We start from the raw sequence: 26648 nt of genomic DNA, 5'->3' as shown, positions 1-26648 counted from the left end.
TCTATTTCAGTTGTTGTAATGCAAAACACGTTGATTGAATGTGATTTCAAATGGTGAGTTTCCAACAATAGTATCAAAGTATCCAATGAACATCCAGAACTGTCCAACGATGCAAATACAAAAAGGACACCGCTGAGAAAAATCCGCGGCGTCCAACAAATAATTTAATCCCTTAATTTAACTCGTTGTAAACGGAGTGCATTCAGTACAACTGAAACCGAGCTAAATGCCATTGCAGCGCCTGCAACCCATGGAGCCAGAAGCCCTGCCGCTGCAATGGGAATCCCGACTGAGTTATAGGCAAGGGCCCAAAATAAGTTCTGTTTAATGTTGCGTACGGTTAACCGGCTCATTTTGATTGTATCAGCGACGCGCAATAAATCGCCGTGCATCAGCGTAACGTCCGCGGCTTCCATCGCAACTGCTGTTCCTGTTCCCATTGCCATTCCAATATCTGCGACAGCCAGTGCAGGTGCATCGTTAATGCCATCCCCGACCATTGCGACTCGCTTTCCTTTTGCTTGCAATTCGGCGATGACCTGCGCCTTGCGTTCAGGAAGAACACCGGCAACGACGTGATTAATACCTGCTATCTTCGCGATGGCTTGTGCAGTGCGTTCTTGGTCTCCTGTCAGCATAATGACGTCAAGTCCGAGCGCATGAAGTTCTGCGACTGCTTCCTTCGAGGTTTCTTTCAACGTGTCTGCAACCGCAAGTGTCGCCACGTGCGCACCGGAGACTGCCATATACATGACGGTTTTGCCGTCGTTTTCAAGTTTTTCTGCATCTGAAATAGTAGTGTCCAGAGAGATTTCATTGTCAGCGAGCAATTTCCGTGTTCCCATGAAAACTGTAGAACCGCCTATAACGCTCTTAATCCCGTGTCCCGGAATTGCCTCGAAGTGTTCTACTGCTGGCAACGAACTACCTAAATTCAATCCGAAAACTGTAATAGCTTTCGCAACTGGGTGTTCGGAATCACTTTCTGCTGCTGCCGCAATTGCAATGAGACGATTTCGATTCATTTCATCTGCAACAATGAAATCAGTCACTTCAGGAGCACCTTTTGTAATTGTACCGGTTTTATCCAAAACGATGGTGTCAATCGTTTTCGTGTTTTCCATTGCTTCTGCCGTTTTGAATAAAACCCCTTGTTCCGCGGCGCGACCCGAGCCAGCCATAATCGACGTCGGTGTTGCGAGTCCAAGTGCACATGGACAAGCAATAACAAGAACAGCAATCATGCTGACGAGAGCTTGTGCAAAGTCACCTGGAGCGACTGCGAAATACCAGACGAGAAACGTTAAGACGGCAATTCCGACGACAACAGGTACGAACACACCTGAAATCTGATCGGCTAGCCGCTGAATAGGCGCTTTAGAACCTTGTGCTTCCTCTACAACACGAATGATGTTTGAAAGGACCGTATCTTTGCCAATACTTTTCGCGCGAACACGCAAAACGCCATTCGCATTTACGGTGGCAGCATAGGTTGCGTCGCCCTCTATTTTATCGACAGGTAAACTTTCACCCGTAAGCATTGATTCATCCACGGCTGACAAACCGGAAATGACTACTGCATCGACCGGGATTGAAGCACCTGGACGGATGACAAGAATATCACCTACATTGACTGCGGAAATGGGTATTTCTTCAGTTACACCTTCACGTTCCATAATTGCCATCGTCGGTTGTAAGCCCATTAATTTCTTAATCGCATCAGACGAATGCCCCTTCGCGCGAGCTTCGAATACTTTTCCGAGAAGAATTAATGTTATTAACACAGCACTTGTTTCAAAATAAAGGCCATGTGGGAAACCGCTCAGAACCAGATAGACTGAATAGAAGTATGCTGCGGACGTTCCAAGTGCAACAAGCACATCCATATTGGCACTTTTATTGCGCAGTGAGAAGTATGCACCCCTGTAAAAGGTCCAGCCAATCCAAAACTGTACTGGTGTCGCAAGCGCCCATTGTACATAAGGGTTCATTAAAAGTGCGGGTACATACATCCAAGACGTAAAGGTAAAGTGTGAGAACATCGTCCATAGAAGGGGGAAGGAGAGTGCAGCCGCGATGTAAAATAATCGTGTCATCTTCCGAATTTCCACATGACGGTGATCTTCTTGACCTTCAGGAATGTCACCTTTTCGTTCTGCACTGTAACCCATGTTCTTTATTTTGTTAATAATGTCTTCAGAATTTAAATTGGATGGGTCGTATTTTACTTTTCCAGTTTCAAGGGCGAGATTGACGTTTGCTGAGAAAACACCATCCATGCGCGCCAATCCTTTTTCAATTCGAGTGGAACAAGCGGCACACGTCATTCCGGAAATCTGGAAATCGACCTCTTCTTTAACGACGTCATAACCGAGTGAACGAATTTTTTCTTGAATGGAATGCATGTCGACTTTATCGTCATCGAAAGACACGGCTGCTTTTTCTGTCGCGAAGTTAACGGTGGCATAGGTTACACCATCCATCCGTTGCAATCCTTTTTCTACCCGGTTGGAGCAGGCGACACAGGTCATCCCTGTAATTGCGATGTCGGTTTTCTTTTCAGTCATTAGAATAAAACCTCCTCACTTACCCACAGGGGGTATAATTCAGCTATAAAAGAACTGCGGTAGGCCGCAGTTTGTTTTCTTATTGCTCGACGTCGTAACCTTGGTCCTCTATCGTGTTGGTAATTTCTTTTACATTGACCATGTCGTCTTGGAAAGCAATTTCGACACTGCCTGATTCGAGATTCACTTTCACTTTTTCTACCCCGGAAAGTTTGCTAACGCTATCTTCTACCGCTTTTACGCAATGGCCGCAAGTCATTCCTGTAACGTTTAATGTTGTTGTCGTCATAATTAATGCCTCCTCATTTTTTTATTAATTTCATCATTGTAACTAACAATTCATCAAGAACTTCATCGTCGCCTTCAGTGAGTCGGTCTTTAACACAACCTTTTAGATGACCATCGAGCAGTACTTTAGCCACGCTATTAAGAGCGGACTGGGTTGCGGATAGTTGTGTAATGATGTCATCGCAGTACACATCTTTTTCAATCATGCCTTTAATGCCTCTAATTTGTCCCTCGATCCGATTCAGTCGATGAACCATATTTGTTTTCACACTTTCAGGATGGTGGCTTTTCCTGCAAGATTGTATCGCGGACTCTTCTGAGAATTCATCCAGAATTAAGTCTATTGTCATTTTATCGCCCCCTTATTGTTAATTTAAGTATAATGTACCCTTAGGGGGTATGTCAATAAAATCCCCTTTTTATTTTCTGTATGAATTATTTACAAAAAATCTACACTGTAACAGAAATGAAAGATTAAAAAGTGGACAATGGTGGTATGATTGTAGTATGAGCAAAATAGAACAACTTGTAACGATGAAAAGAAACTTTCTTCATGCGTTTTCGTCTATTACTAATAGAAAGGTCGGGGTGGAAAAGATGGCTAAAGAAGTTGATTTGAAATCAATTATCTCCAACTTGGCGAAGTTGGGTGTTTCGGCAACGATGACGAAATCTCGTCTGGAAATGCTGAAGGCCCTCGCGCCACCTGCACAAGGCCCGCAAGTTCAGTCGCAATAATGGAAATGATAGTATCCGTTTTATAAGAAAAACTCCACCGGAATTTCAGTGGAGTTTTTCTTATTCATCGTCGTCTGAACTAAACATATACGTCCTGTGGTGGAACTTCATACTGAATACCAATCCAATTGCGAGCATATTACCCATAAGTGAACTACCACCGTAACTGATAAAGGGAAGTGGAATGCCTGTAATCGGAAGAAGTTGTATCGTCATTCCAATATTTTCAAAGACGTGGAAAGTAATCATCGCAATGATACCTGCACATATATAGGTACTGAAGGGATCTTTTAATTCAAGCGTAATTTTAGTCAAATGATAAATCAAGAAGAAATACAGACAAATGACGAGACTCGCACCAACAAATCCCCAATCTTCACTAATCGTTGTAAAGATGAAATCGGTATGGCTTTCCGCGACATATACTTCACGACCTTTATAGCCTTTCCCGAAAATTTCACCTGAGCCAATTGCATTGAGTGACGTAATTAAATGCCGTCCTTCATTAGATGAATACGAATAGGGATCAATCCAAGAATAAATTCGTTCAAACTGGTAAGAGGAAAAACCTAGTTTGTTTTGAAGGAAGTCCTGAGCGTAAAGAGCCATCCAAAGCAATGATGCACCTATTGTTGCAGTCCCTGCAAATACAGGTAAAATAATCCGCCATGAAATGCCGGAAACGATGACGAACACTGCTGTTATTGCGATAAAGACAAGTCCTGTTCCAAGATCAGTCTGCATCATGATGAAAAGCAAAGGTAAGATTAATACGGCAATTATTTTACCTAATAAATAAAAATCGGTTTTTAATGTCTTGTTCATAAATTTTTCATGATGTTTTGTAATCATGCGTGCCATCCCAATGATGAAGAATGTTTTCATGAACTCAGCTGGCTGAATACTCCCGACTCCAGGAATGTGGAACCAACTTTTGGCTCCATTCCTTGGTTCGACCAATTTCATGCCATCAGGAAGGATAAAGAGCATAGCTAATAAAAATACACCGCCCCCATAAATAATCCAGGCAGCTTTTTTATATTGGTCTGGTTCCAAAAACATTGTGATTGCAATAATGATACAACCGATAACATACCATTGAATTTGTGAAGCTACGAAGCTAATGGGCATAGAGTTCATGTCCTTATACTGGCCTGTTGTTTGTGCTGAAGCTATCGCGAATAGGCTGACGAGGAAAAATAGCAAAAGGATAAATGCGAGAGTCCAGTCAAAACGATCTGCGGGTTTGTTGTTCATTTTCATCTATAGTCACCTTGGTTTCACTAAAATGGAGTTGCATTCTTGAAGATAAATAAAACGAAAATAGAGGCAGGTTAGTATGATAGTCATTCAATCCTCATTAAAAAGAGTTTGTTGGACTGTTTAATCATGTTAAATCTATTCACCTAAACTTCTAAAAAATAATAGCACCTTTAGTATAACGTAATATGAGTACAGATGCATATCCTCATATTGGACGCATTTGTGTCCGCGAAGTTGCCCCAGTTAAGGCATGCATGTTAGACTTGTGGGAAATTTAAGGGTTATTCTGCCCTTCGCATAGAAAGGGATCATAAATATGGCGTGGATTTATTTACTGATTGCGGGTATGACCGAAGTTGTTTGGGCGATTGGTTTAAAAGAGGCACGTGGGTTCACCGTCCTTTTGCCTTCGGTAGTTACACTAATCTTCATAGTAGTTAGCTTTTTTCTCTTTGCAAAAGCGATGGAAACAATTCCGATTGGAACTGCATATGCTATATTCACAGGAATAGGGGCAATCGGAACAGCAATCGTAGGGATTATTGTATTTAATGAAGGAGCAGGCGTCGGAAAATTATTTTTTCTAGTGCTTCTGCTTGTTGGTATCGTTGGTCTCAAATTGGCAGATGATCAGGAGGAGACGCAATAATGTCTTGGTTCATCCTCATTATAGCGGGACTCTTCGAAGTTGCATTCGTGATTACGATGAAATTATCGGAAGGATTTCGCAATAAGAAGTATAGTATCCTAACAGTTTTATCAGCTGCTGTCAGTTTCTTTTTATTATCAGTTGCCTTGAAAGAATTGCCGGTTGGAACAGGGTACGCAGTTTGGGCAGGTATTGGTGCGGCGGGGAGTGTATTGATGGGCATGGTTTTCTTTCGGGAAAAGCGAAGCGCATTAAAGTTCCTATTTTTGTCCTTTATCATCATAGGTGTTGCAGGACTTAAGTCGTTTAGCTGAATAACTTACATATATTAATTATGACAGGGAGCCGTTCGTGGTAAACTAAAATAACGAAAACTACTAGAATGCGAGGGGAAACCATGAAGAAGAAGTTAGGTTTAGTTTATGGAGGGAAGTCGGCTGAGCACGAGGTGTCTTTGTCAACTGCCCGTGCAGTGACGCAGGCAGTTGATTTTGGAAAGTACGAAGTGGTACCGATTTATATTACGTACGACGGCGAATGGAGAAAAGGTGATTCACTGGAAAGTCCTGTAGGGTCGATTGAAGAGTTACGGCTAAAAGGGGATGACGGCAGTAAACCGGATAGTATCCATGACTTCCTTAACGGTGGAACGGGTGCGCCAGATGTCATCTTCCCACTTCTTCATGGAACGAACGGTGAAGATGGAACGGTTCAAGGGCTTTTTGAAGTGATGAACGTTCCTTACGTAGGTAACGGTGTCCTTGCATCGTCCGCAGGAATGGATAAAGTTGTTATGAAACAATTATTCGCACAAGCGGGATTGAAGCAAGTGGCTTATGTGCATTTTATCCGTACTGGATGGGTGAAAGAACAACAACAATTAGTAGATAGAATGGAAGCGGAGCTCGGCTGGCCAATGTTTGTAAAACCTGCAAATCTAGGTTCTAGTGTCGGTATCAGCATGGCAACGGATCGGAAGAGTTTAATAACAGCGGTGGACCTTGCTTTGAAATTTGATCGTAAAGTGATCGTTGAACAAGCTGCAACAGCACGTGAAATTGAAATGAGTGTCATGGGTAACGATGAACCGCAATGTTCGGTATCCGGAGAAATCAAACCTGTCGCTGCATTTTACGATTATGAAGCGAAATATACAGATGGTAATACAACACTTGCCATACCTGCAGAAGTAACCGAGGACGTAATAAAGACAATGGAAGACATGGCGATTCGTGCATTTAAAGTGCTCGACTGTTCGGGGCTTGTACGCGCTGACTTCTTTGTCACGGCAGATAACGAAGTATTGATCAATGAAGTCAATACGATGCCAGGTTTCACGCCGACGAGTATGTTCCCGCTTTTGTGGCAGAAAACAGGTGTCGCATATCCGGAATTAATCGATAAGCTTATTGAACTTGCGCTTGAAAGGCACACTGAAAAACAAAAATTACAATATACGATGGATTGAGTGTGATTAGAAGTGAAACGGATGTTAACCGAAATCGCTGAATGGATACAAGAGTCAGGACAAAATATGGGCGACAAGGTAGTGAGTGGTGTGTCCATCGATTCACGGACTGCTAGCAAGGGAGATCTATTTATCCCTTTCCGCGGAGAACATGTGAATGGCCACAACTATGTACAACAGGCAATTAAACAAGGTGCAGTAGCGGCGTTATGGATGAAAGACGAGCCGAATCCACCAGAAGACATAGCTCTAATTTTTGTCGAGGATCCAGAGAGAGCACTCCAGGAAATGGCACGTATTTACCGTGGGATGCTCCAATGTAAAGTTATTGGTATTACAGGCTCAAACGGGAAAACGTCAACAAAGGACTTAATTGCAAGTGTTCTAGCGCCTTATTTCAACGTTCGAAAAACAGAAGGTAACTATAATAATGAACTTGGATTACCACTGACGATATTATCGCTAGAAGTAGATACGGAAATCGCGGTTCTTGAAATGGGCATGAGCGGGTTTGGGGAAATATCCTTTTTATCGAAACTTGCAAAACCACACTTTGCTGTAATTACGAATATCGGGGAAGCGCATATGCAGGATCTTGGTTCGCGTGCAGGAATCGCCAAAGCGAAATTTGAAATTATTGACGGCTTGCAAGAAGGTGGAAAGTTCTTTTACGATGGAGATGAACCGCTTCTGAGAGAACTAGTTGAACTACAGACTGCTGTAGAGAGCGTATCATTTGGCTATGGCAAGAACGCAGCGTTGGCGCTTGAAAACATTGAATCAGGAGATACGGGAAGCCGTTTTACAGTAACGGGCTTACTCGAAGGGGAATTCACTATTCCTGTTTATGGCGCCCATCAAGTGAAAAATGCACTTGCAGCAATTCTAATCGCCGATGCAATGACTATCAGTGTCAATGATATCCGTGCTGCTTTAATTCAAGCGACTTTGACAGATATGCGTATGCAACCAGTGCTGATGGAAAGTGGTGCACTGTTCATCAATGATGCTTATAATGCAGCGCCGACTTCTATGCGCGCGGCCTTGGCATTCATGAAAGAAACAGGATTACGGAAAGAAAAGTGGGTTGTACTAGCTGACATGTTAGAACTTGGTGACAACGAAAGGGAATATCATGAGAATCTGGCTGATGATATGATGGCTATGGATTTAGAGGGCATCCTGCTCTATGGCCCACGGATGGAGTGGTTGTACGATGTCTTGAAAAAACGAGATAGCGAAACACTTCTAGTATGGTCAGAAAAGGATTATGTTCCACTCGTAGATATACTCGAGAAACAGACAGGTGAAAATTCAATCGTGTTATTAAAAGGTTCAAGAGGAATGGCTCTAGAGCATATTCTTAAAGGGCTGAATAGCAAATGAATCAGAAATTAAAGACAGGTGTGTTATTCATCCATGGATTCACAGGCGGTCCTTTTGAAGTTCGGCCGTTTGTACGTTTTCTAAAAAGGAAAACGGACTGGGAAATGTCTGTACCGACACTTCCGGGCCACGGAATTATGCTGAATCTCAGAAATTCATCTGCTGATTCCTGGTTGATGGAAGCAGAAATAGCATTTAAAAAGCTGCAAAAAGAAGTCGACCGAGTGATTGTGGTCGGCTTTTCTATGGGTGGACTTATCGCTATGTATTTGGCACTTCGCTATAAAATTGACAAACTTGTCTTGTTAAGTGCGGCTGCAAAGTATATAAGTCCGCGTATCTTAATAAAAGATTTGGGAATCATGTTAGCGAAACCGATTACAAAAAGATTTCCGCCGAATACGTTTTATCATATTTATGATTATAAATTGGCACATACGCCACTGCGGGCGACATTCGAATTTTTGCGAGTGGTGAAAATTGTTAAGCCCTATTACCATTTGATAAAAATACCTGTTTGTATCGTTCAAGGTGGCAGAGACGGGATTGTTCCCGCTGGAACTGCCGAGCATTTGCTAAAAAAACTGGGCTCCAAAAAAAAGGAATACATAAAATCACCTCTCGGGAAGCATCATATCTGTTACAGCGATGACTGTGACAATTGGTTCAATGAAGTGCTTCGGTTTATGCGTGATGATGGCTAGTTTTGGCGGCCAGATACTTGGTGAGCTTCGGTTTAGGAATGAATGGCAAGAAGTGGCATTCACTTCAAGTCATCCAGCGGAGAGGGATTGAATTTCATCCCTCTTTATTGCCACAGGAAGTGGCGAACTTAGGCTGCGTTCCTTAAAACGGCCGCTTCCGCTTTTCGTGTCTAGCTTCAGCGCCTAGGGGCTCGGGTCATAAGTCAAATTGGCTGTGCGGGAAAGCACCGCGTCGCCAATCCGCCTTATGCTGCGTTCCTTTATTCAGGCGCCTACGCTTTTCGTGTCTAGCTTCAGCGGCCAGATGCTCGGGTCATAAGTCAGTTTGGTTATGCGGCAAAGGACGCCGCTCCACCAGCCTGCCTTATGCCTGTCGCGGGGACGCATGTTATGCAGCGGGGAAGGATTGAACTGCATCCTTCCTTATTGCCACAGGAAGTGGCGAACTTAGGCTGCGTTCCTTAAAACGGCCGCTTCCGCTTTTCGTGTCTAGCTTCAGCGCCTAGGGGCTCGGGTCATAAGTCAAATTGGCTGTGCGGAAAAGCACCGCGTCGCCAATCCGCCTTATGCCTGTCGCCCCTGAACAGGCGCCTACGCTTTTCAGGTAGTAAACTGATTATTACTATATTAAGCACTTTGATTGCGAATGACGCTTACCCGTGGTACAATGTGATGAACATTGGATACATTTACGTAGCACTCTTCAGTAAGTGAAGAGTACTTTTTTTTGAATTTAACGGTTTGCTCATATAAATCGGATGATTTGTCCGTTGATCGAACCGCTCGGCAAAGACCGGGCTTTCCTTTTCAACCATAACCTCTACTTATACATTAGAGAATGCAAAATATCGGAAACGTTCCCTTTTAACAGGCTCGAATTTGCCGTGCCTTCATTTGCAAATGTAACCAATTGTCAAATGAAAAAACAAAGGAGATTGATAAGTTTGACTAATTTTTCAGAATTAAACATCAGTGAATCAACACAACGCGCACTATCTAAAATGGGGTTTGAAGAAGCAACTCCAATCCAAGAAGGTACTGTCCGTTTTGGTATGGAAGGCCGCGACGTTATCGGTCAAGCACAAACTGGTACTGGTAAAACAGCTGCATTCGGTATTCCGATCATTGAAAAAGTAGATACTAAAAACACAGCAGTACAAGCACTTGTAATTGCTCCAACTCGCGAATTAGCTATTCAGGTTTCTGAAGAGATCGCAAGAATTGGTGCTGACAAACGTGTACGAATTCTTTCCGTTTACGGTGGACAAGAAATCGGGCGTCAAATCCGCGCATTGCGTAATAATCCACAAATCATTGTTGGTACGCCAGGACGTATTCTTGACCATATTAAACGTAAAACTTTGAAACTTGACGGTGTACAAACACTTGTACTTGACGAAGCAGATGAAATGTTGAACATGGGCTTCATCGAAGATATCAACACGATTCTTGCTAGCGTGCCATCTGAGCGTCAAACGCTTTTATTCTCGGCTACTATGCCTGGACCAATCCGCAAAATTGCAGAAACGTTCATGAAAAACCCGGAAATGGTTAAAATCAAGTCTAAAGAAATGACAGTTGAAAATATCGAACAGTTCTTCGTGAAATCACAGGAACGTGAAAAATTCGATATTCTATCTCGTTTGCTTAACGTTCAACAACCTGAACTTGCAATCATCTTTGGTCGTACAAAACGTCGCGTTGACGAATTATCACAAGCACTAAGTATCCGTGGATACATTGCTGAAGGAATTCATGGCGACTTGACTCAAGCAAAACGGATGTCAGTCCTTAAGCAATTCAAAGAAGGTAAAGTTGATATTCTAGTTGCAACTGACGTTGCGGCGCGTGGACTTGATATTTCAGGCGTAACACACGTTTATAACTTCGATATTCCACAAGATCCTGAAAGCTATGTTCACCGTATCGGTCGTACAGGACGCGCAGGTAAAAGTGGAGTGGCAATTACATTTGTAACACCACGTGAAATGGGTTACCTTCGTATTGTAGAAGAAACAACTAAAAAACAAATGACTCCATTGAATCCACCATCTTCTGACGAAGCAATTCTTGGTCAGCAACGTGTGGCTGTGGAACAACTTACTGAAATTGTTACTAAAAACGAATTGAGTGATTATACGCATCTTGCAGCTGATTTGCTTGAGAAATTCGAAGCTAAAGATCTAGTTGCAGCAGCACTTCGTTCATTAACACGCGAACCGAATGATACACCTGTATCTATTTCTGAAGAGCGTCCATTACCTTCACGCGGAAATTCTCGCGGCGGTGGTGGCGGCTACAAAGGAAATCGTAGCGGTGGTCGTTCAACTAGTGGTGGCGGTCGTGGATACGGTGGCGGCGGAGCTCGTCGTAGCGGTGGAAGTGGCGGTAACGCACCTAGTGGAAGTCGTGACGGAGCTAGAAGAGACAGCAGTCGTTCACGCAACACGAAATCAGATCGTTAATACGTAACTGTAACAAAATCCGGGTAGCGCAATTAGCGCATACCCGGTTTTTTATTGCTCAATTATTGAATTACTCAATGAAATGAAACATTTAAGGTTTCCAATCGTATAGAATAAGTAGAAGGAAAGAGGTGTTTGATGTGAGGGCACAACCAGTGAACCGAATTTCGGAAAAAGGATTGAAGGTATGGAGATTATATGGCATTATGCAAACGGGAATTCTAGTGCTGTTGGGTATTGGAGCAGGGGTATTGGCTTACATATTTGAAGGACCGTGGTGGATTTATGCAATTGCAGCCATTGTGATTGTTCTATTTGCTTATTTATTTATCTACTTATTTCCGAAGGTGCGATGGATGCGTTGGCGTTATGAAGTGCGGGAATCGGAAATCGAGTTGCAACGTGGTATCTTCATCGTTAAACGGACATTGATTCCAATGGTCCGCGTGCAACATGTAGACACAGCGCAAGGTCCAATCCTTCGGAAATATAACTTAGCGGAAATTACGATTTCAACAGCTGCTACAAATCACACCATCCCAGCTCTTGTCATGGAAGAAGCGGATGAGCTACGTAGCAGAATATCCGTGCTTGCGAGGGTGGCGGAAGATGATGTCTGAAACGCGTTATAAATTGCATTGGATAACAGCTATTATAGAAGTGTTAAAAACAGCAAAAGAAGCAATTCTACCTATTATTATCATCGTTTTCGCGAACGGATTGAATAATGTTGGTTCGGGAAAGTGGTATCTAGATTATTTATCTTTCATTATCTTTGGTGTACTTATGATCTCATTTTTCGTCGCGGGCATTATTAAGTGGAAGCGTTTCGAATATTGGTTTGAAGACAATGAGCTTCGTATTGAATATGGTCTATTTGTAAAAAAGAAACGATACATACCTTTCGATCGTATTCAAAGCCTTGATTACAACGAAGGCATTCTGCATCGACCTTTCAAGCTAGTTAAAGTGAAAGTGGAAACGGCGGGCAGCTCTTCTCCTAAAACGGCGGAAGTTGAACTTACTGCTGTTACAAAGGAAGCGGCAAATCGCATTGAAGCTGAAATAGCAAAAGCGAAAGCAGGTAGGAAAACGATCTCATCCCTAGGCGAAGGGGATTTGGTGGATGTAGAAGCGGTGGAACAGTCAAAATCAGTTTTTGTGATGAAACCAAAAGATCTGCTTATTCTCGCGACAACATCTGGCGGGATAGGTATCATTTTTTCAGGTGTAGGCGTATTTTTATCGCAGTTTGGAGAAATGATTCCTTATGACTGGATGTTTGAAGAGATTTCAGGCTTCATCAAATTCGGTCTGCTCATCGTTGGCATAGCGGTGCTACTAGGTTTTGTTTTAGTTTGGGGGATATCTGTCGCTATGACATTCCTGGCGTATTACGGTTTTGCCGTAACGCTTGAATCGGAGGACATAGTAATTACGAGGGGCCTTCTTGAGAAGAAACGTATGACTGTGCCACTGAAAAGAGTTCAAAGTGTACGTATCATTGAAAATCCGTTTCGCCAAGTATTCGGTTATGCATCGGTTGCTATAGATAGTGCGGGTGGAGGAGGGGCAGAAGGGGCAAAAATCAATTTGTTTCCTCTTGTGAAAAAAACGGATATCTATGGGCCTTTAAAAGAAATCTTCCCGGACCTTGTACTAGAAGAGCCGAAGAAGAAATTGCCAGCGCGTGGAAAACGGTTTTTCTATCGGATTGATTTCATTTGGATGATCCCTACGATTGGGACAGTTATATACTTTTTCTATCCGTATGGCCTACTATCACTTCTCATCGTTCCAGTTATTATTCTCTTTGGATTATGGCAGCACCGTTCAGCTGCTTTTGAAATAACGGATAATCAGCTAACAATGCGATTTAGGAACTTCAGTTTACAAACCGCTTACTTGGTGAGAAAAAGAATTCAATCAATGGAAATGAAACAAAACTACTTTCATAAGCGCAAGGGTGTGGCAACTTTAGTTGCAAACGTAAAATCAGGTATGAGTATTTTTAATGCACAAGTGCATCATATGGATGAGTCTGAAGCGGAGAAAATCCTGTTATGGTATGAGAAAAGAGAGCAGAAGTAATCTGCTCTCTTATCTTGTTCTCTTTCTCTTATTCCAACTACCAATACGTTTTGGGTGGAAGTAACTAAGGCCGATTAAAAAACCGACTGCTAAGCCTGCTATATGTGCAGTTGTGTTAATGTTGGATTGGATGAAAGTCATTACTATACTGACTACGATAATCGGCAGGATGATCTGTCTTAATTGTGGAAGGATGCGCTTTGTGTAATAAACCAGTGCACCAAACGCTCCTAGAATCCCGAAAATTGCTCCACTGGCTCCTACGCTTGCATATTCGGGGGGCTGCAGGAAAAATGTTGCTATGTTTGCGAACATGCCCGAGAGCAGATAAATTGTTAAGAAACGTGCCTTGCCTGCGATCTTCTCAAGTTCGGGTCCGAAGATGAAGAGAGAGAACATATTGAACAGCAAGTGCATAATACCACCGTGAAGGAACATCGGAGTAACAAGTCTCCACCATTCCCCGTCGGAGATAAGATAGTTGACGCCCACGCCCGCTTCAAAAACAGGATCCCCGATGAATGGTAGAATTGTCACTACGTAAATTAGGATATTTACAGCAAGGAAAAACGTCACCACCGGATATAGGCGGATATATTGCGAAAAGCTTTCTGTACGGCTAAACATCTATTCACCTCAGTCTATAATTTCATTATACATATTTTCTTGTCAGGTTGGAAAGGAGGAGTTCGATTGATTGAAGGAATTGGGCTTGATATTGTTGAGTTAGAAAGAATTTCCGTGTTAGATAATAGATCATCGAAGTTCCGTATGCGCATTTTAACGAAGGAAGAGTTAGTCATTTACGAAAAACACACAAGCCACCGCAGGACGGAATTCTTAGCGGGACGATTTGCAGGAAAAGAAGCATTTGCTAAAGCGAAGGGGACAGGAATTGGTACGCAGTGCAATTTCACAGACATTAGTATATTGTCTGAACAAAGTGGGAAACCGAATTTATTTTTTAAAGGAATTGCAGTAAATGGCTTAATATCCATCACTCACACACGAACTGTTGCTGCAGCTCAAGTAATCCTTCTTGCATAATTGTTCGTCCTTCCTCATAAGATGACCTACCCGATTGAAATGAGAAAGGATGAACTGTATGCGTAGCCGGATATTTGTTTTTTTGTTAGTTGCGGTCATGGTAATCCTCGCGGCATGTGGGGCGCCGTCAAAAGAGGATGTCATGAAGAAGCTCAGTGGGAAGTGGAATGATACGAAAGGGTATGATTTGCAAGCAACGATGGAGATTAAGACTGGAGCAGAACCGCGTTTATACGATGTTGCTGTCTGGCATACAAAACCTGCCTTTTATCGTGTTAACGTAACACAGGCTGGAAGCAAGGACTCTCAGATGATTGTGCGCAATAAAGAAGGCGTTTATGTTGTTACGCCATCGCTTGGTAAGACGTATAAGTTTCAAAGTGATTGGCCAGCGCAAAATAGCCAGGCATACTTGATTGGCGCTCTGTCAGATGATATTAAAGCGGATAAAAATGCAACTATGACGGAAAAAGACAAAACATATGTCTTTGAAACTGCCACAAGAAACAATCATAAGAAGGTTTTGCCGACTCAACAGATTCATATTGACAAAAAGACATTACTACCAACGTATGTTTCCGTACTGGATGAAAATAAGGTTGAGAAAATTCGCATTTCATTTAAAAAGATTACTCTTGGTGTAGAGCGGAAAGCTGCAGACTATGCAGTAGATATGGATGACACGAATACTGGTAAAGAGACTGAGTCTACAGAAGATGAAAAGACAGGACTCGCCACGTACTATCCATCAGTCACTTGGGCGGAAGGCAATCTTGTCGATGAAAAAAGTGTGGAAACAGAAAGTGGCACACGTTCATTCATGACTTATGGTGGAGATAAAGAATTCATCATTATTCAAGAGCCGGCAGTTCGACCAGACACGAAAATGCCAGTATCTATTGAAGGTGATCCTGTAGATCTTGGATTCACAGTTGCAGCTCTAGCAGACAAATCGATTCGTTGGGAAAGTGAAGGAGTTTCATTCTTTATCGCATCCGAAACATTAACGCCAGAAGAAATGATTGAAGTAGCCGGATCGATGATGGCGGAAAGTGAAAAATAACTTTAGTTGACGTAGAATGTGCAGAGGATCGATAATAGAGAGTATTACAATATAAAAGAGGGATTGCTTTGGAAAACTCTATTCACTATCGTCCGACGCAAGCGCTCGTCAATCTTGATGCTATTCGGGATAACGTCAGAAATTTAAAGAACTTTTTGGGGAGCAAGACTGCAATAATTGCGGTTGTGAAAGCGGACGGATACGGCCACGGGGAAGTGGAAGTTGCAAAAGCAGCTTTTGAAGCAGGTGCACAAATGGTTTCGGTTGCAACACCGGACGAGGCGGTACGACTCCGAGTGGCGGGTATTAGCGGGGACATCCTCGTCATGGGGCCGTCTCCGCTTGCGTTTGCTGAAAAAGCAGCTAAGCTAGGAATTGTAATTACAGTATCTAGTGCTGAATGGTTACAGGCGGCATTAGGGGTTAGTGCAACATTAGTGCAACCGTTGAAAATTCATGTAAAAATTGATAGCGGAATGGGAAGAATAGGATTAAGAGATACAGGTGAGCTCCAATCCCTTGTTGAGATTGTCGATAAATCTGAATTTGTGCTTATGGATGGCATCTTTACTCATTTTGCTTGTGCAGATGAAAAAGATCCAGACCGCACACAAGAGCAGTTTGCGACATTCATGCAGCTTGTAAATACATTGCCGAAAAAACCTCGGCTCATTCACGCATCAAACAGCGCGGCAACCCTTCTCTATCCTGAATATGCTCTCGACGCAGTCCGTTTCGGAATCGGACTATACGGGATTGCACCTTCAGAATACGTAGGAGGGAAATTGCCGTTTCAACTCGAAAAAGCATTCCAACTTGAAAGTGAACTTGCCTATGTGAAGTTGTTGGAGGCTGGCAATCGAATCAGTTACGGTGGGACATATGAAACTTCTAAAAATGAATGGATTGGCACAATTCCTATCGGTTATGCAGACGGTTTAAAGCGAGGGCTACGTGGACAGGAAGTTCTTATTGGTGGTGAGCGAATGCCGATTGTTGGAACGATCTGTATGGACCAATGCATGGTGAAACTTTCGCGAGAATTACCAATTGGGGAAAAAGTAGTGCTGATTGGTCGTCAAGGGGAAGAAGAAATTACGATGGAAGAGTGGGCGGAACGACTTGGAACGATTCCGTACGAAATTGCAGTAACCATCGCCAAACGAGTGCCGAGAATATATACAGGAAAAGATGGGCAGTATGTATAATATCCGTACTTTCGACAAAATAAACTAGCACTTTTGCAGAATCCTGTCAATAAAGTTCCTTCTATGTCTTCTCATTGTCGGTATTCAATGGTAAGATGGACTAGTATTGAGATTAGGAACGGTTTTGTCGGAGGTGCTGAAGTTGTGTGCAAATAAAAACATAAAAGAAGTTATTGTTGAAATTCCGAAACGGATGCTGAACGAAAATGAACATACGGTCGTCCATCAAGAGCTGGACCGTGGAGATTCAGTTTATATTTCGACAAAGCGATATGTAACCGACTATGAATCGGATACAATCAGAGAAGAGATGATGAACGGTTATCTCGAAATGTCGCAAATCAACCTTAAAATCGCCACGGAATGCTTGCATGTGGAATTTGAAGCCCAGCATACGGTGGAACGTCTCGTAAGCGGAGGATGAAAAGTTGGCAATAAAACGTGGAGACGTCTTTTTTGCAGATCTGTCGCCTGTCGTCGGTTCTGAACAGGGAGGTACGAGACCGGTTCTTGTCATACAGAATGACATAGGTAACCGGTTTAGCCCGACAGTCATTATTGCGGCAATCACTGCGCAAATTCAAAAAGCGAAATTGCCTACACATGTTGAAATCGATGCGGTGCGATATGGTTTCGAGCGGGATTCGGTTATTCTGCTCGAACAAGTCCGCACGATCGACAAGTCGAGGCTTACCGATAAGATTACACACCTAGATGAATTTTTGATGGAACAGGTCGATGAAGCGCTAGAAGTAAGTTTCGGTCTAATCAAATTCTGAGCATACATATAAGGGACATCATGGGAGATATTTCCGTGGTGTCTTTTTCGATTAATTCATATTTAGAAGCATGTATGTCGACAAAAAAGTGTATTGCGTCCGCTTTTTCGATACAATGAGGATACGATGATTTTCAATTCAAAAGGAGGCTTATCGAAACACTTATGAATATTAGAATGGTAAAAGGTATTGATCAGAATATCATAGAGATAATTGAAAGATGGAAAGAGCTTATGAAGGATGAAAAGGGAGAAAAGTTCTTCCATTTCATGCCTACCAAGCTTGTAGAGAAGACAAGTAGTGAATTTGCTGCATTAATGACATCGAATATTTATGAAACGAATGTTATTCATTCAGAAAAGTTGAACGAATTTACAGAAAAGGTCGTTCGGTTTGGATGGTCCATCAAATTTGTTAATAAAGCAATCGATAATTTCTCACAGGTCGTATTTAAACTATTGGAAGAAAAAGGGATTATTGATGCTAGTAATCTCAGAGCTTATATAACTATCTTTGATAACTGGATTATGCCTCTCCGTGAAAGTATCATTGAAGCCTATTCGGCAGAATGGGAACGGACAGTCAGTTTGCAAAAAATCGCATTGCAGGAACTATCTGCATCCTTGATACCGGTTTTCAACAAAATTTCTGTCATGCCGCTTGTCGGAACAATCGATACAGAACGTGCCAAGCTAATTATGGAAAATCTACTTGAAGGTGTAGTGAAACAGCGAGCTGAAGTTGTTCTTCTTGATATTACTGGCGTCCCCGTTGTAGATACGATGGTTGCCCATCACATCATTCAAGCTGCAGATGCAGTGCGACTTGTCGGAGCGAAATGTATGCTAGTAGGAATTCGTCCGGAAATCGCTCAAACCATCGTTACACTTGGCATAAATCTCAATGACTTTACGACGACTAGTACATTACAGCGTGGAATGCAGAAGGCTCTTGGACTTACAAACCGAACAATCGTGGAGGTTGATAATTCATGAATATGCGAATACCAATTTTAAAACTGGGTGATACTTTAATTGTCTCTGTTCAGTGGGAGCTTGACGATCATACTGCACTTCAGTTCCAAGAAGACCTTTTGAAAAAAATGCATGAAACGACGGCTAGAGGTGTTGTTATCGATTTGACACCTATTGATTTTATAGATTCTTTTATTGCAAAAGTCTTGGGTGATGTCATCAGCATGTCAGGGTTGATGGGGGCTAAAGTTGTGATTACAGGAATCCAACCGGCAGTAGCGATTACGCTTATAGAATTAGGCATCCGTCTGGAAAACGTTATGACGGCACTCGATCTCGAAAACGGATTGGATAAACTTCGTAAAGAATTGGAGGCCTAACCATGGAGTACTGGTCTTCTGTAGATATATACACGGAGTGGGACATTGTTGCCGCCCGACAGCTGGGCCGGAATGAAGCGAAGAAGTCTGGTTTTGGAACGGTCGATCAGGCGAGAATTACAACGGCTATAAGCGAATTGGCGCGTAATATCTATTTATATGCTGGAAAAGGGAAAATTGAAATTAAAAGACTTTCTGAGAATGACATCTACGGGATTACAATTATTGCATCTGATGACGGTCCGGGGATTCCGGATATGCGTAAAGTGATGGAAGATGGTTTTTCAACTTCTGGAGGACTTGGTGCAGGAATGCCAGGTGTGAAAAGGCTCATGGATGAATTCAAAGTGGAAACGGAGCTGGGGGTGGGTACGATAATCACCGCCACAAAATGGCTTCGCTGAGGAGATGATGATGGATGCCTAAGGAAGTTTCAAAGCAGTACAAACAAATATTGCAGAAATACTTAGATGGACAAAACGAAGAGGAACTTTATATAGGACAGCAGTTTAGCAGGCAATTCATCGAGAAAGAAATTTCGCCAGAAGAAGTGATTAGTATTCATAAAACGGCACTGACAGAAGTCCTTCCTACTATGTCGGATGAGCTGAATTATTCGTTTGACTTTCTGATAGAGATGATGATTCACTATGGGCTTGCTCTACAAGAACATCAGAGCCTTATTCGAAAGCAGGAAGAACTCCAAATGGAAATGAACCTAGCCGTTAGAGTGCAAGATACGTTGCTGAAAACCAGAAAACCAGACTTCAAAGAACTTGATATCGGGCTTGTAACGGAATCCGCAAAACAAATGAGTGGCGATTATATTTATTTTCTCAATGACACTAGTTTTGAAGCAAGCGTAGCTGTGGCTGATGTTATAGGTAAAGGGATTCCGGCAGCACTTTGTATGTCCATGATTAAATTTGGAATGGACAGTTTGCAAAACGAAAACACAAGTCCGCGCCATGTCCTTGATATCGTAAATAGGATCGTTGAAAAAAGTGTCGATGATTCGATGTTTATTTCTATGTTTTACGGAAAGTACGATGCGAGAGATTCAAGTTTCTCATACGGATCTGCGGGACACGAACCCGCCATTATGTATAGAGCATCCACGGGTACATTTACAGAACTAAACGCAAAAGGACTATTGCTTGGTGTTCATCCGAATGTTGTTTATGAAGAGCATTCCATTATCTTGGAAGAGGGCGACTTTATCGCGATGATGACGGATGGTGTGACTGAGGTCCGAACCGAAACAGGTTTCATTGATGATGAAGTGATTAAAAATATTATGCTGGAAGTGAAAGATGAATCCGCGCAAAAAATAGCCGATACGGTATACCAAAAACTGGCCTATCTTCAAGACTTTCATTTACGTGATGATTTTACTCTCGTCATTTTTAAGAAAGAGATTGAAAAGGTTTAAGTTTTGCAATAAAGGGTACCCTAATTTATAGTATGCGTTATCATAAAAACAGAGAAATTTGGGGTGGAAATATGGATTTGCAAGTTGAGTTGTTAGAAGAGAATAATGTTCAGCGTTTCAAAATTGTGGGGGAGATTGACGCCTTCACAGCACCAATGTTAAGAGAACGTCTTGCAACTGTTGAAAAAATAAATGGGATGCAAGCGGAATTAGATTTGACTGAAGTTAATTATATGGATAGTACAGGATTGGGTGTTTTTGTTGGTTTTTATAAAGCTGTCAAGGCCAATGGAGGACACGTGAAAATTGTTGGCGTTAACACACGTTTGAAAAAACTTTTTGATATAACTGGCTTGGGAGAAGTTATGGATATTGAAATGGAAGAAAGTGGGGACGTAGATGCAACCGTATGATTACATTGAAATTCGAGTTCCCGCAAAAGCTCAATATGTTGGTGTAGCACGTCTCGCGATTTCAGGTCTCGCTAGTCGACTTGGTTTTACATATGATGAAATCGAAGACTTAAAAATAGCGTCGAGTGAAGCGATTACAAATGCTGTCCAACATGCATATAAAGAAAACGATGACGGCGAAGTGGTGGTTGGCTGTGCACTTTTTGCGGACAAAATAGAAATCATGGTAGCGGATCACGGAAAAAGCTTTAATTTCGAAGATACGAAAAAAAGTGTAGGACCATATAATGAACAGGAGGAGGTACAGTTTCTTCGGGAAGGAGGATTGGGCCTTTACCTTATGGAAACGCTTATGGATGATGTGAAAGTACATCATGAAGAGGGTGTAACGGTCTTTATGACTAAATACCTAGGTGGAGAGCGGGGCGATGAGGATGTCGAACGAACAATCACCTCGTGAATCTGAAGAGAAGGAAAAGTCTATCGTAGAACCTATTGTGGAAGAGCCTTCTCCTCGTGAAACTGGAACGAAGGTGGAAGTCCTTCAATGGATAAAACAATACCAGGAGACGAATGACGATGAAGCACAGACGAAATTAGTATTACACTATGAACGTCTCGTTCAATCGTTAGCCCGAAAGTATTCGAATGGCAAGCCTTTTCACGAAGATATAGCACAAGTAGGTATGCTAGGTCTCCTTGGAGCGATACGTCGCTATAATCCCGAATTTGGCCGAAGTTTCGAAGCGTTCGCAGTGCCGACAATTATCGGTGAAATCAAACGTTTCTTACGTGATAAAACATGGGCAATACATGTCCCAAGACGTATAAAAGAACTCGGACCGAAAATTAAAGCAGCAGTTGAGACGTTAACAATAGAAATGCAACGTTCGCCCCTGGTCAGTGAAATTGCGGATTACCTAGATGTGGATGAAGAACTGGTTCTTGAAGCAATGGAAATGGGAAGAAGTTATCAAGCTCTCTCTATGGACCATACCCTAGAAGCAGATTCTGAAGGTGGCACGGTTACTCTATTTGATATTATCGGGGAAAATGATGATGGTTTTGAGAAAACAGATCAACGCATGGTTGTTGCTAATGCTCTAAATGTGTTGTCTGAACGTGAAAAGCAAATTATTCAGTATACATATATTGACCAACTAAGCCAAAAAGAAGCGGGAGAGCTACTCGGAATCTCTCAAATGCACGTTTCAAGATTACAACGAAAAGCAATTAAAAAGTTGCAGGAAGCAATATTGGCGGCTGGCGGTGTATCGTAGTGGATTCAATCTTAACGGATCATGTCGAAGCATATGTTTACCAAGAGGCGAAGTTTGGGAATCGAGAATGTGGGGACACGTATTTCATCCATGAAGAGGAAGGTTATTTCATCTGTGCAATTGCTGATGGACTTGGGAACGGACCAATTGCGCGTCAATCATCGCAAATCATTCCTACAGTATTGAAAGAGTATCATCATGAGTCAATTGATGAATTACTTAGCCGCTGCAATGAGCATATGGTGCAAAAACGTGGAGCAGCTGTGGCTATTGTCAAAGTAGATTATAAACAAAAAACGATTCAGTATAGCTGTGTAGGAAATGTACGTTTTTATATGCTGCATGATTGTGATAAGATGATTTATCCTTTGCCTGTAATGGGTTATTTATCGGGTAGACCACAAAAGTTAAAGACACAACAATATGACTATGAGAGAGGAGATTTATTCTTTCTCCATTCGGACGGTGTCATACTGAGAAGTCCGAAAGCAACATTAAAGGAAAGTTCTGGACCTTATGAATTATACCAAAACGTGCTCCAATCGATTGAACACGGTGACGATGCCACATTTATAGCAGGCAGCCTACTTCTATAAAACAGAAGTAGGTTTTTTTGTGCGTGCTTTTCTTTAATTAGGCACTCATGATGCAGTTCTGGTAAAATTAAGAAAGTAAAGAAAGGGTGAATTTATTGATGAGGCATATTGTTGAGGCTACAGCTGGTAAAGCGGCCGTCAGTATACATCAAACTGAAAAGGTTATTGCATTACTTGACCAAGGAAACACTGTCCCCTTCATTGCAAGGTACCGGAAAGAAGAAACTGGTTCGCTGGATGAAGTACAGATTAAAGCGGTTGAGGATGCTTACAATTATGTTAAAGGGCTTGAACAACGAAAAGAAGAAGTCATTCGCCTGATCGATGAACAAGGTAAGTTGGACGAGGAATTAAGAAAATCGATTGAAGGTGCAACTGTATTACAACGAATTGAAGATCTTTACAGACCTTACAAAATAAAAAGACGTACTCGTGCGATGATTGCAATTGAGAGCGGCCTTGAGCCATTAGCGAAAAGTCTATTGGAGTTTTCAGGAGAATCACCAGAACAGCTAGCCAATCCTTTTGTCAATGAAGAAAGCGGTATCAATAGCGTTGAAGATGCGCTTGCTGGTGCTCGAGATATTATGGCTGAACAATTTGCTGACGACGCTGGAATACGCGAAAACATACGGAAATTAGCATGGTCAGATGGGATGATTGTCTCAGCGATACGTAAAGGTGCAGAGGACAAGCGAAATGTTTTTGAAAATTACTATGAATATGAAGAACCTTTGAAGAAAATTGTACCGCATCGCGTTTTGGCTTTAAACCGCGGTGAAAAAGAGGATGTGCTACGCGTTGGGATTTTTTTCCCAGTCGATAGAATTTCTGGAGGACTTGAACGTGAGTTAATTCGCAAACCGCATTCGCCATCTGCACCATACGTAAAAGAAGCGACAGAGGATGCGTTTAAGCGTTTGATAGCGCCTTCAATTGAACGAGAAATCAGGGCGGCACTGACAGAAAAGGCTGAAGAACAGGCAATTCATGTATTTTCAGAAAACCTAAAAAGTCTACTTCTGCAACCCCCGTTGAAAGGGAAGGTTGTACTGGGCCTTGACCCGGCTTTCCGTACAGGGTGTAAACTTGCGGTTGTCGATGAATCAGGTAAATTGCTTGAAATATCAGTAATTTATCCACATCAGCCACAAATGGAAAAAGAAAAATCGAAACGGACGATTTTGGATTTATTGAAAAAGTATCCGATTACTATTATCGCAATCGGAAATGGGACAGCCTCACGTGAGTCTGAACTGTTCATAGTAGATTGTATAAAAGAGGCACGAGCGGGTGTTTCGTATGTAATTGTAAATGAAGCAGGCGCAAGTGTTTATTCAGCTTCACCTCAAGCACGGGACGAATTCCCTGAACTTCAAGTTGAACAACGGAGTGCGGTATCTATAGCGAGACGCTTACAGGATCCGTTATCGGAACTAGTGAAAATTGATCCGGGTTCTGTTGGTGTCGGGCAATACCAGCATGACGTTGCAAAAAAACGCCTATCCGAATCATTATCATTTGTCGTCGAAACGGCAGTGAACCGGGTAGGGGTTGATGTCAACACTGCTTCCTCGTCGCTGCTTCAATATGTCGCGGGATTATCCAAAACGGTTGCAGAAAATATTGTGAAGTCACGTGAAGAAAATGGTCTCTTTACGAAACGCAATCAATTAAAGAAAGTACCACGCCTTGGCGCGAAGACTTATGAACAGGCGATTGGTTTCCTGCGAGTGCCTGATGCAAAGGATCCGTTTGATTCGACTGGTATTCACCCTGAGAGTTACCAGTTAGCCGAACAAATATTAGAAGAATCAGGAGCAAGTAAGAAGTTGCTAGGAAAGCAAGAAACCTCTGATGCGCTGTCGGCTCTCGATAGTAAAGCCCTAGCGATTAAGTTGAATGTTGGAGAAGTGACGCTCAAAGACATTATTGAAACACTTCAAAGACCGAATCGGGATCCACGTGATGATTATCCGCAACCGCTTTTAAAAGCAGATGTCCTCGATATGAAGGATCTATACGAAGGTCTTGAAATGCAAGGAACAGTCCGTAATGTAGTTGATTTTGGTGCTTTTGTTGATATAGGTGTTAAGGAAGACGGTCTTGTTCATATATCCAAATTAAAAAAAGGCTTTGTAAAACATCCTCTTGACGTTGTGGCCTCCGGTGACATCGTCACTGTCTGGGTAGAAGGCGTCGATAAAGGGAAAGGACGTATTTCATTGACGATGTTGCCACCGTCGACTAAATGATAGTGGAACTGGAGGTGGTAACTATGACGGATGAAGAACTGCAGAGTTATATCGAGAAAGTCTCGGATGAAGCGTTCGGCAAGCCGTTTATTCATAGTGCCCGGTTTAACAAAAGGCTAAGAACAACCGGTGGTCGTTATATGCTTTCAGACCATTCCATAGAAATTAACCCATTAGTTTTAGTTAAGCACGGAATAGATGAACTGGTGGGTGTAATTAAACATGAGCTTTGTCACTACCACCTTCATATAGAAGGAAGAGGTTATCGGCACCGTGATGTGGACTTCAGGAATTTGCTGAAAAGCACATCATCCCCGAGGTTTTGCCGACCACTTTCTGAACGGAATCGTAAGGTAGTTTCGCTCCGTGTCTATAAGTGTGTATCTTGTAAGTTACTCTACAACCGTAAAAGAAGAATGGATGTTACCAAATACAGATGCGGAAAATGTGCAGGGCGAATTGAAGAAATACAACCTGTTTAGTATAAAAAGAACACGATCAGTCATCGCAAACTGCGGTCTGATCGTGTTTTTAATATTTCATAAAACAAATCTATAAATAAGTGTTGACGAAATGGATGACTCTCTTTATAATAGGAAAAGTCGGTTGGGAAAGACACCGAGACATTATGGAGAACGATTCTTCCTCCATGAAGATATAAGCATTCAACATGGCCCCTTGGTCAAGCGGTTAAGACACCGCCCTTTCACGGCGGTATCACGGGTTCGAATCCCGTAGGGGTCACCAAAACCTTTTCAATACGAAGTATTGAAAAGAGTTATCCATAAGAACTTCAATACGAAGTATCGAAAAGAATCAACCATAAGGTACAATACGAAGTTTTGTACAGTGTGAAACTATATTGCTGAATTAGGTATCATTGGGGTATAGCCAAGCGGTAAGGCAACGGACTTTGACTCCGTTACTCGTTGGTTCGAATCCAGCTACCCCAGCCAATGTTTTACCTGCGTGAAGCGCAAGAAGAATATCTCTTCTATATAATAAAGAGCCATTAGCTCAGTTGGTAGAGCATCTGACTTTTAATCAGAGGGTCGCAGGTTCGAATCCTGCATGGCTCACCATTTTAAAAAAATGTTGACAAATGAATTGTATACTATATAATAAGGTTTGTCGCTAAAACAACGCGGTAGTGGCGGAATGGCAGACGCGCTAGGTTGAGGGCCTAGTGGGGGTTAACCCCGTGGAGGTTCAAGTCCTCTTTACCGCACCAAATCACTTTCGTAGTTGAAAAGTTCTCTACCTCATGAACAGTTCGTTTTATCAAAAGGGAAATGGTTATCATCCAACGTATGTCGGATGCGCCAATATTATATACGCGGGTGTAGTTTAGTGGTAAAACCTCAGCCTTCCAAGCTGATGATGAGGGTTCGATTCCCTTCACCCGCTCCATATTACTTATTTAGAAACAAATTTGTAAAAATCGCTTGAAAGTTATAACGAAATAGTTGTTGACTTCCTAAATGGCGAATGCTATACTAAGAAAGTTGCTGTAAGAACAGTAGCTAACTTAAAAAAAGAGAATCGTAAATGATTCCGAACCAAATGAACCTTGAAAACTGAACAGCAAAACATCAATGAGAT

Annotated in this window: 29 protein-coding genes and 5 tRNA genes; 29 read left to right on the top strand and 5 right to left on the bottom strand. The window is 42.2% G+C overall.

Going from position 1 to position 26648, the window contains the following annotated elements; all coding sequences use genetic code 11:
* Nucleotides 1-164: 164 nt before the first annotated feature.
* From AC25Y5_RS08045 to AC25Y5_RS08035, 3 genes are all read right to left on the bottom strand, one after another.
* Nucleotides 165-2567 (bottom strand): heavy metal translocating P-type ATPase, encoded by a 2403-nt coding sequence (locus tag AC25Y5_RS08045; RefSeq protein WP_488139856.1) that lies wholly within the window; start codon nucleotides 2565-2567, stop codon nucleotides 165-167.
* A gap of 79 nt (nucleotides 2568-2646) precedes the next feature.
* Nucleotides 2647-2856 (bottom strand): copper chaperone CopZ, encoded by a 210-nt coding sequence (gene copZ, locus AC25Y5_RS08040; protein WP_482101439.1) that lies wholly within the window; start codon nucleotides 2854-2856, stop codon nucleotides 2647-2649.
* Nucleotides 2857-2869: 13 nt separating this feature from the next.
* Nucleotides 2870-3205, bottom strand: a complete 336-nt coding sequence (locus AC25Y5_RS08035; protein WP_488139855.1) for a metal-sensitive transcriptional regulator — start codon at nucleotides 3203-3205, stop codon at nucleotides 2870-2872.
* 247 nt (nucleotides 3206-3452) lie between these two features.
* Between AC25Y5_RS08035 and AC25Y5_RS08030 the strand changes: the two genes are divergently transcribed.
* The gene (locus AC25Y5_RS08030; RefSeq protein ID WP_482101763.1) at nucleotides 3453-3593 is read left to right on the top strand and encodes an Lmo0850 family protein; all 141 of its coding nucleotides are present in this window, start codon (nucleotides 3453-3455) and stop codon (nucleotides 3591-3593) included.
* Between the two features lie 60 nt (nucleotides 3594-3653).
* On the opposite strand, the gene AC25Y5_RS08025 is transcribed toward AC25Y5_RS08030, so the two are convergent.
* Nucleotides 3654-4850 (bottom strand): FtsW/RodA/SpoVE family cell cycle protein, encoded by a 1197-nt coding sequence (locus AC25Y5_RS08025; protein ID WP_488140018.1) that lies wholly within the window; start codon nucleotides 4848-4850, stop codon nucleotides 3654-3656.
* Between the two features lie 322 nt (nucleotides 4851-5172).
* Here AC25Y5_RS08025 and AC25Y5_RS08020 point away from each other — a divergent pair, with 322 nt between their 5' ends.
* From AC25Y5_RS08020 to AC25Y5_RS07985, 8 genes are all read left to right on the top strand, one after another.
* Nucleotides 5173-5505, top strand: coding sequence for a DMT family transporter (locus AC25Y5_RS08020; protein WP_488139854.1), 333 nt, complete (start codon nucleotides 5173-5175; stop codon nucleotides 5503-5505).
* Nucleotides 5505-5819: a DMT family transporter gene (locus tag AC25Y5_RS08015; protein WP_482101436.1), complete on the top strand. Its 315-nt coding sequence runs from the start codon at nucleotides 5505-5507 to the stop codon at nucleotides 5817-5819. The genes AC25Y5_RS08020 and AC25Y5_RS08015 overlap by 1 nt, the downstream gene beginning before the upstream one ends.
* 83 nt (nucleotides 5820-5902) lie before the next feature.
* A complete protein-coding gene (locus tag AC25Y5_RS08010; protein ID WP_488139853.1) occupies nucleotides 5903-6973 on the top strand; it encodes a D-alanine--D-alanine ligase in 1071 nt (356 codons plus the stop codon).
* Nucleotides 6974-6985: 12 nt separating this feature from the next.
* Nucleotides 6986-8359 carry a UDP-N-acetylmuramoyl-tripeptide--D-alanyl-D-alanine ligase gene (locus AC25Y5_RS08005; protein ID WP_488139852.1) on the top strand — a complete coding sequence of 458 codons (1374 nt, stop codon included), beginning with the start codon at nucleotides 6986-6988 and terminating at the stop codon, nucleotides 8357-8359.
* On the top strand, nucleotides 8356-9063 hold the full coding sequence (locus tag AC25Y5_RS08000) for an alpha/beta hydrolase (protein WP_488139851.1): 708 nt from the start codon (nucleotides 8356-8358) through the stop codon (nucleotides 9061-9063). Before AC25Y5_RS08005 ends, AC25Y5_RS08000 begins: the two co-directional genes overlap by 4 nt.
* A gap of 944 nt (nucleotides 9064-10007) precedes the next feature.
* Complete coding sequence (gene cshA, locus AC25Y5_RS07995) at nucleotides 10008-11528, top strand: degradosome RNA helicase CshA (RefSeq protein WP_488139850.1); 1521 nt, start codon at nucleotides 10008-10010, stop codon at nucleotides 11526-11528.
* A gap of 140 nt (nucleotides 11529-11668) precedes the next feature.
* On the top strand, nucleotides 11669-12148 hold the full coding sequence (locus AC25Y5_RS07990; RefSeq protein ID WP_488139849.1) for a PH domain-containing protein: 480 nt from the start codon (nucleotides 11669-11671) through the stop codon (nucleotides 12146-12148).
* On the top strand, nucleotides 12141-13619 hold the full coding sequence (locus AC25Y5_RS07985; RefSeq protein WP_488139848.1) for a PH domain-containing protein: 1479 nt from the start codon (nucleotides 12141-12143) through the stop codon (nucleotides 13617-13619). Before AC25Y5_RS07990 ends, AC25Y5_RS07985 begins: the two co-directional genes overlap by 8 nt.
* A gap of 9 nt (nucleotides 13620-13628) precedes the next feature.
* On the opposite strand, the gene AC25Y5_RS07980 is transcribed toward AC25Y5_RS07985, so the two are convergent.
* Nucleotides 13629-14246 carry a rhomboid family intramembrane serine protease gene (locus AC25Y5_RS07980; protein WP_482106465.1) on the bottom strand — a complete coding sequence of 206 codons (618 nt, stop codon included), beginning with the start codon at nucleotides 14244-14246 and terminating at the stop codon, nucleotides 13629-13631.
* 66 nt (nucleotides 14247-14312) lie between these two features.
* On the opposite strand from AC25Y5_RS07980, the gene acpS reads away from it, so the two are divergent.
* From acpS to AC25Y5_RS07880, 20 genes are all read left to right on the top strand, one after another.
* Nucleotides 14313-14666 carry a holo-ACP synthase gene (gene acpS / locus AC25Y5_RS07975; RefSeq protein ID WP_488139847.1) on the top strand — a complete coding sequence of 118 codons (354 nt, stop codon included), beginning with the start codon at nucleotides 14313-14315 and terminating at the stop codon, nucleotides 14664-14666.
* 58 nt (nucleotides 14667-14724) lie between these two features.
* Nucleotides 14725-15729 carry a LolA family protein gene (locus AC25Y5_RS07970; protein WP_488139846.1) on the top strand — a complete coding sequence of 335 codons (1005 nt, stop codon included), beginning with the start codon at nucleotides 14725-14727 and terminating at the stop codon, nucleotides 15727-15729.
* Nucleotides 15730-15797: 68 nt separating this feature from the next.
* Nucleotides 15798-16937, top strand: coding sequence for an alanine racemase (gene alr / locus AC25Y5_RS07965; RefSeq protein WP_488139845.1), 1140 nt, complete (start codon nucleotides 15798-15800; stop codon nucleotides 16935-16937).
* 133 nt (nucleotides 16938-17070) lie between these two features.
* Nucleotides 17071-17361 carry a transcriptional regulator gene (locus AC25Y5_RS07960; protein ID WP_488140017.1) on the top strand — a complete coding sequence of 97 codons (291 nt, stop codon included), beginning with the start codon at nucleotides 17071-17073 and terminating at the stop codon, nucleotides 17359-17361.
* 4 nt (nucleotides 17362-17365) lie between these two features.
* A complete protein-coding gene (locus AC25Y5_RS07955; protein WP_067205315.1) occupies nucleotides 17366-17716 on the top strand; it encodes a type II toxin-antitoxin system PemK/MazF family toxin in 351 nt (116 codons plus the stop codon).
* 164 nt (nucleotides 17717-17880) lie between these two features.
* Nucleotides 17881-18711: an STAS domain-containing protein gene (locus AC25Y5_RS07950; protein ID WP_488139844.1), complete on the top strand. Its 831-nt coding sequence runs from the start codon at nucleotides 17881-17883 to the stop codon at nucleotides 18709-18711.
* Nucleotides 18708-19070: an STAS domain-containing protein gene (locus AC25Y5_RS07945; protein WP_488139843.1), complete on the top strand. Its 363-nt coding sequence runs from the start codon at nucleotides 18708-18710 to the stop codon at nucleotides 19068-19070. The genes AC25Y5_RS07950 and AC25Y5_RS07945 overlap by 4 nt, the downstream gene beginning before the upstream one ends.
* A gap of 2 nt (nucleotides 19071-19072) precedes the next feature.
* Nucleotides 19073-19474 (top strand): anti-sigma regulatory factor, encoded by a 402-nt coding sequence (locus tag AC25Y5_RS07940; protein ID WP_488139842.1) that lies wholly within the window; start codon nucleotides 19073-19075, stop codon nucleotides 19472-19474.
* A 14-nt stretch (nucleotides 19475-19488) separates the two neighbouring features.
* Nucleotides 19489-20502, top strand: coding sequence for a SpoIIE family protein phosphatase (locus AC25Y5_RS07935; protein ID WP_488139841.1), 1014 nt, complete (start codon nucleotides 19489-19491; stop codon nucleotides 20500-20502).
* Between the two features lie 71 nt (nucleotides 20503-20573).
* On the top strand, nucleotides 20574-20915 hold the full coding sequence (locus AC25Y5_RS07930; protein WP_488139840.1) for an anti-sigma factor antagonist: 342 nt from the start codon (nucleotides 20574-20576) through the stop codon (nucleotides 20913-20915).
* A complete protein-coding gene (gene rsbW, locus AC25Y5_RS07925; RefSeq protein WP_488139839.1) occupies nucleotides 20902-21375 on the top strand; it encodes an anti-sigma B factor RsbW in 474 nt (157 codons plus the stop codon). The genes AC25Y5_RS07930 and rsbW overlap by 14 nt, the downstream gene beginning before the upstream one ends.
* Nucleotides 21344-22195, top strand: coding sequence for an RNA polymerase sigma factor SigB (gene sigB / locus AC25Y5_RS07920; protein WP_488139838.1), 852 nt, complete (start codon nucleotides 21344-21346; stop codon nucleotides 22193-22195). Before rsbW ends, sigB begins: the two co-directional genes overlap by 32 nt.
* Entirely contained in the window at nucleotides 22195-22791 is a 597-nt protein-coding gene (locus AC25Y5_RS07915) for a PP2C family serine/threonine-protein phosphatase (protein WP_488139837.1), read from the top strand. Before sigB ends, AC25Y5_RS07915 begins: the two co-directional genes overlap by 1 nt.
* A 98-nt stretch (nucleotides 22792-22889) precedes the next feature.
* Nucleotides 22890-25046, top strand: a complete 2157-nt coding sequence (locus AC25Y5_RS07910) for a Tex family protein (RefSeq protein ID WP_488139836.1) — start codon at nucleotides 22890-22892, stop codon at nucleotides 25044-25046.
* 23 nt (nucleotides 25047-25069) lie between these two features.
* Nucleotides 25070-25528, top strand: a complete 459-nt coding sequence (locus AC25Y5_RS07905) for a SprT family protein (RefSeq protein WP_488139835.1) — start codon at nucleotides 25070-25072, stop codon at nucleotides 25526-25528.
* Between the two features lie 190 nt (nucleotides 25529-25718).
* Nucleotides 25719-25793, top strand: a tRNA-Glu gene (locus tag AC25Y5_RS07900).
* A gap of 134 nt (nucleotides 25794-25927) precedes the next feature.
* Nucleotides 25928-26002, top strand: a tRNA-Gln gene (locus tag AC25Y5_RS07895).
* A 50-nt stretch (nucleotides 26003-26052) separates the two neighbouring features.
* Nucleotides 26053-26128 (top strand) — tRNA-Lys (locus AC25Y5_RS07890).
* A 62-nt stretch (nucleotides 26129-26190) separates the two neighbouring features.
* A tRNA-Leu gene (locus AC25Y5_RS07885) sits at nucleotides 26191-26277 on the top strand.
* A gap of 105 nt (nucleotides 26278-26382) precedes the next feature.
* Nucleotides 26383-26456: transfer RNA gene (locus tag AC25Y5_RS07880), tRNA-Gly, on the top strand.
* Nucleotides 26457-26648: the final 192 nt, after the last annotated feature.

It is taken from the genome of Sporosarcina sp. Y1011, assembly GCF_057669885.1.
This window is presented reverse-complemented; position numbering and strand designations above follow the sequence as displayed.

Bases quoted from the DNA above. Each gene is read 5' to 3' on its own strand.
- AC25Y5_RS08045 (WP_488139856.1), bottom strand. From the start codon at position 2,567: ATGACTGAAAAGAAAACCGACATCGCAATTACAGGGATGACCTGTGTC.
- copZ (WP_482101439.1), bottom strand. From the start codon at position 2,856: ATGACGACAACAACATTAAACGTTACAGGAATGACTTGCGGCCATTGC.
- AC25Y5_RS08035 (WP_488139855.1), bottom strand. From the start codon at position 3,205: ATGACAATAGACTTAATTCTGGATGAATTCTCAGAAGAGTCCGCGATA.
- AC25Y5_RS08030 (WP_482101763.1), top strand. From the start codon at position 3,453: ATGGCTAAAGAAGTTGATTTGAAATCAATTATCTCCAACTTGGCGAAG.
- AC25Y5_RS08025 (WP_488140018.1), bottom strand. From the start codon at position 4,850: ATGAACAACAAACCCGCAGATCGTTTTGACTGGACTCTCGCATTTATC.
- AC25Y5_RS08020 (WP_488139854.1), top strand. From the start codon at position 5,173: ATGGCGTGGATTTATTTACTGATTGCGGGTATGACCGAAGTTGTTTGG.
- AC25Y5_RS08015 (WP_482101436.1), top strand. From the start codon at position 5,505: ATGTCTTGGTTCATCCTCATTATAGCGGGACTCTTCGAAGTTGCATTC.
- AC25Y5_RS08010 (WP_488139853.1), top strand. From the start codon at position 5,903: ATGAAGAAGAAGTTAGGTTTAGTTTATGGAGGGAAGTCGGCTGAGCAC.
- AC25Y5_RS08000 (WP_488139851.1), top strand. From the start codon at position 8,356: ATGAATCAGAAATTAAAGACAGGTGTGTTATTCATCCATGGATTCACA.
- AC25Y5_RS07985 (WP_488139848.1), top strand. From the start codon at position 12,141: ATGTCTGAAACGCGTTATAAATTGCATTGGATAACAGCTATTATAGAA.
- AC25Y5_RS07980 (WP_482106465.1), bottom strand. From the start codon at position 14,246: ATGTTTAGCCGTACAGAAAGCTTTTCGCAATATATCCGCCTATATCCG.
- AC25Y5_RS07970 (WP_488139846.1), top strand. From the start codon at position 14,725: ATGCGTAGCCGGATATTTGTTTTTTTGTTAGTTGCGGTCATGGTAATC.
- AC25Y5_RS07950 (WP_488139844.1), top strand. From the start codon at position 17,881: ATGAATATTAGAATGGTAAAAGGTATTGATCAGAATATCATAGAGATA.
- AC25Y5_RS07945 (WP_488139843.1), top strand. From the start codon at position 18,708: ATGAATATGCGAATACCAATTTTAAAACTGGGTGATACTTTAATTGTC.
- AC25Y5_RS07940 (WP_488139842.1), top strand. From the start codon at position 19,073: ATGGAGTACTGGTCTTCTGTAGATATATACACGGAGTGGGACATTGTT.
- AC25Y5_RS07935 (WP_488139841.1), top strand. From the start codon at position 19,489: ATGCCTAAGGAAGTTTCAAAGCAGTACAAACAAATATTGCAGAAATAC.
- AC25Y5_RS07930 (WP_488139840.1), top strand. From the start codon at position 20,574: ATGGATTTGCAAGTTGAGTTGTTAGAAGAGAATAATGTTCAGCGTTTC.
- rsbW (WP_488139839.1), top strand. From the start codon at position 20,902: ATGCAACCGTATGATTACATTGAAATTCGAGTTCCCGCAAAAGCTCAA.
- sigB (WP_488139838.1), top strand. From the start codon at position 21,344: ATGAGGATGTCGAACGAACAATCACCTCGTGAATCTGAAGAGAAGGAA.
- AC25Y5_RS07910 (WP_488139836.1), top strand. From the start codon at position 22,890: ATGAGGCATATTGTTGAGGCTACAGCTGGTAAAGCGGCCGTCAGTATA.
- AC25Y5_RS07905 (WP_488139835.1), top strand. From the start codon at position 25,070: ATGACGGATGAAGAACTGCAGAGTTATATCGAGAAAGTCTCGGATGAA.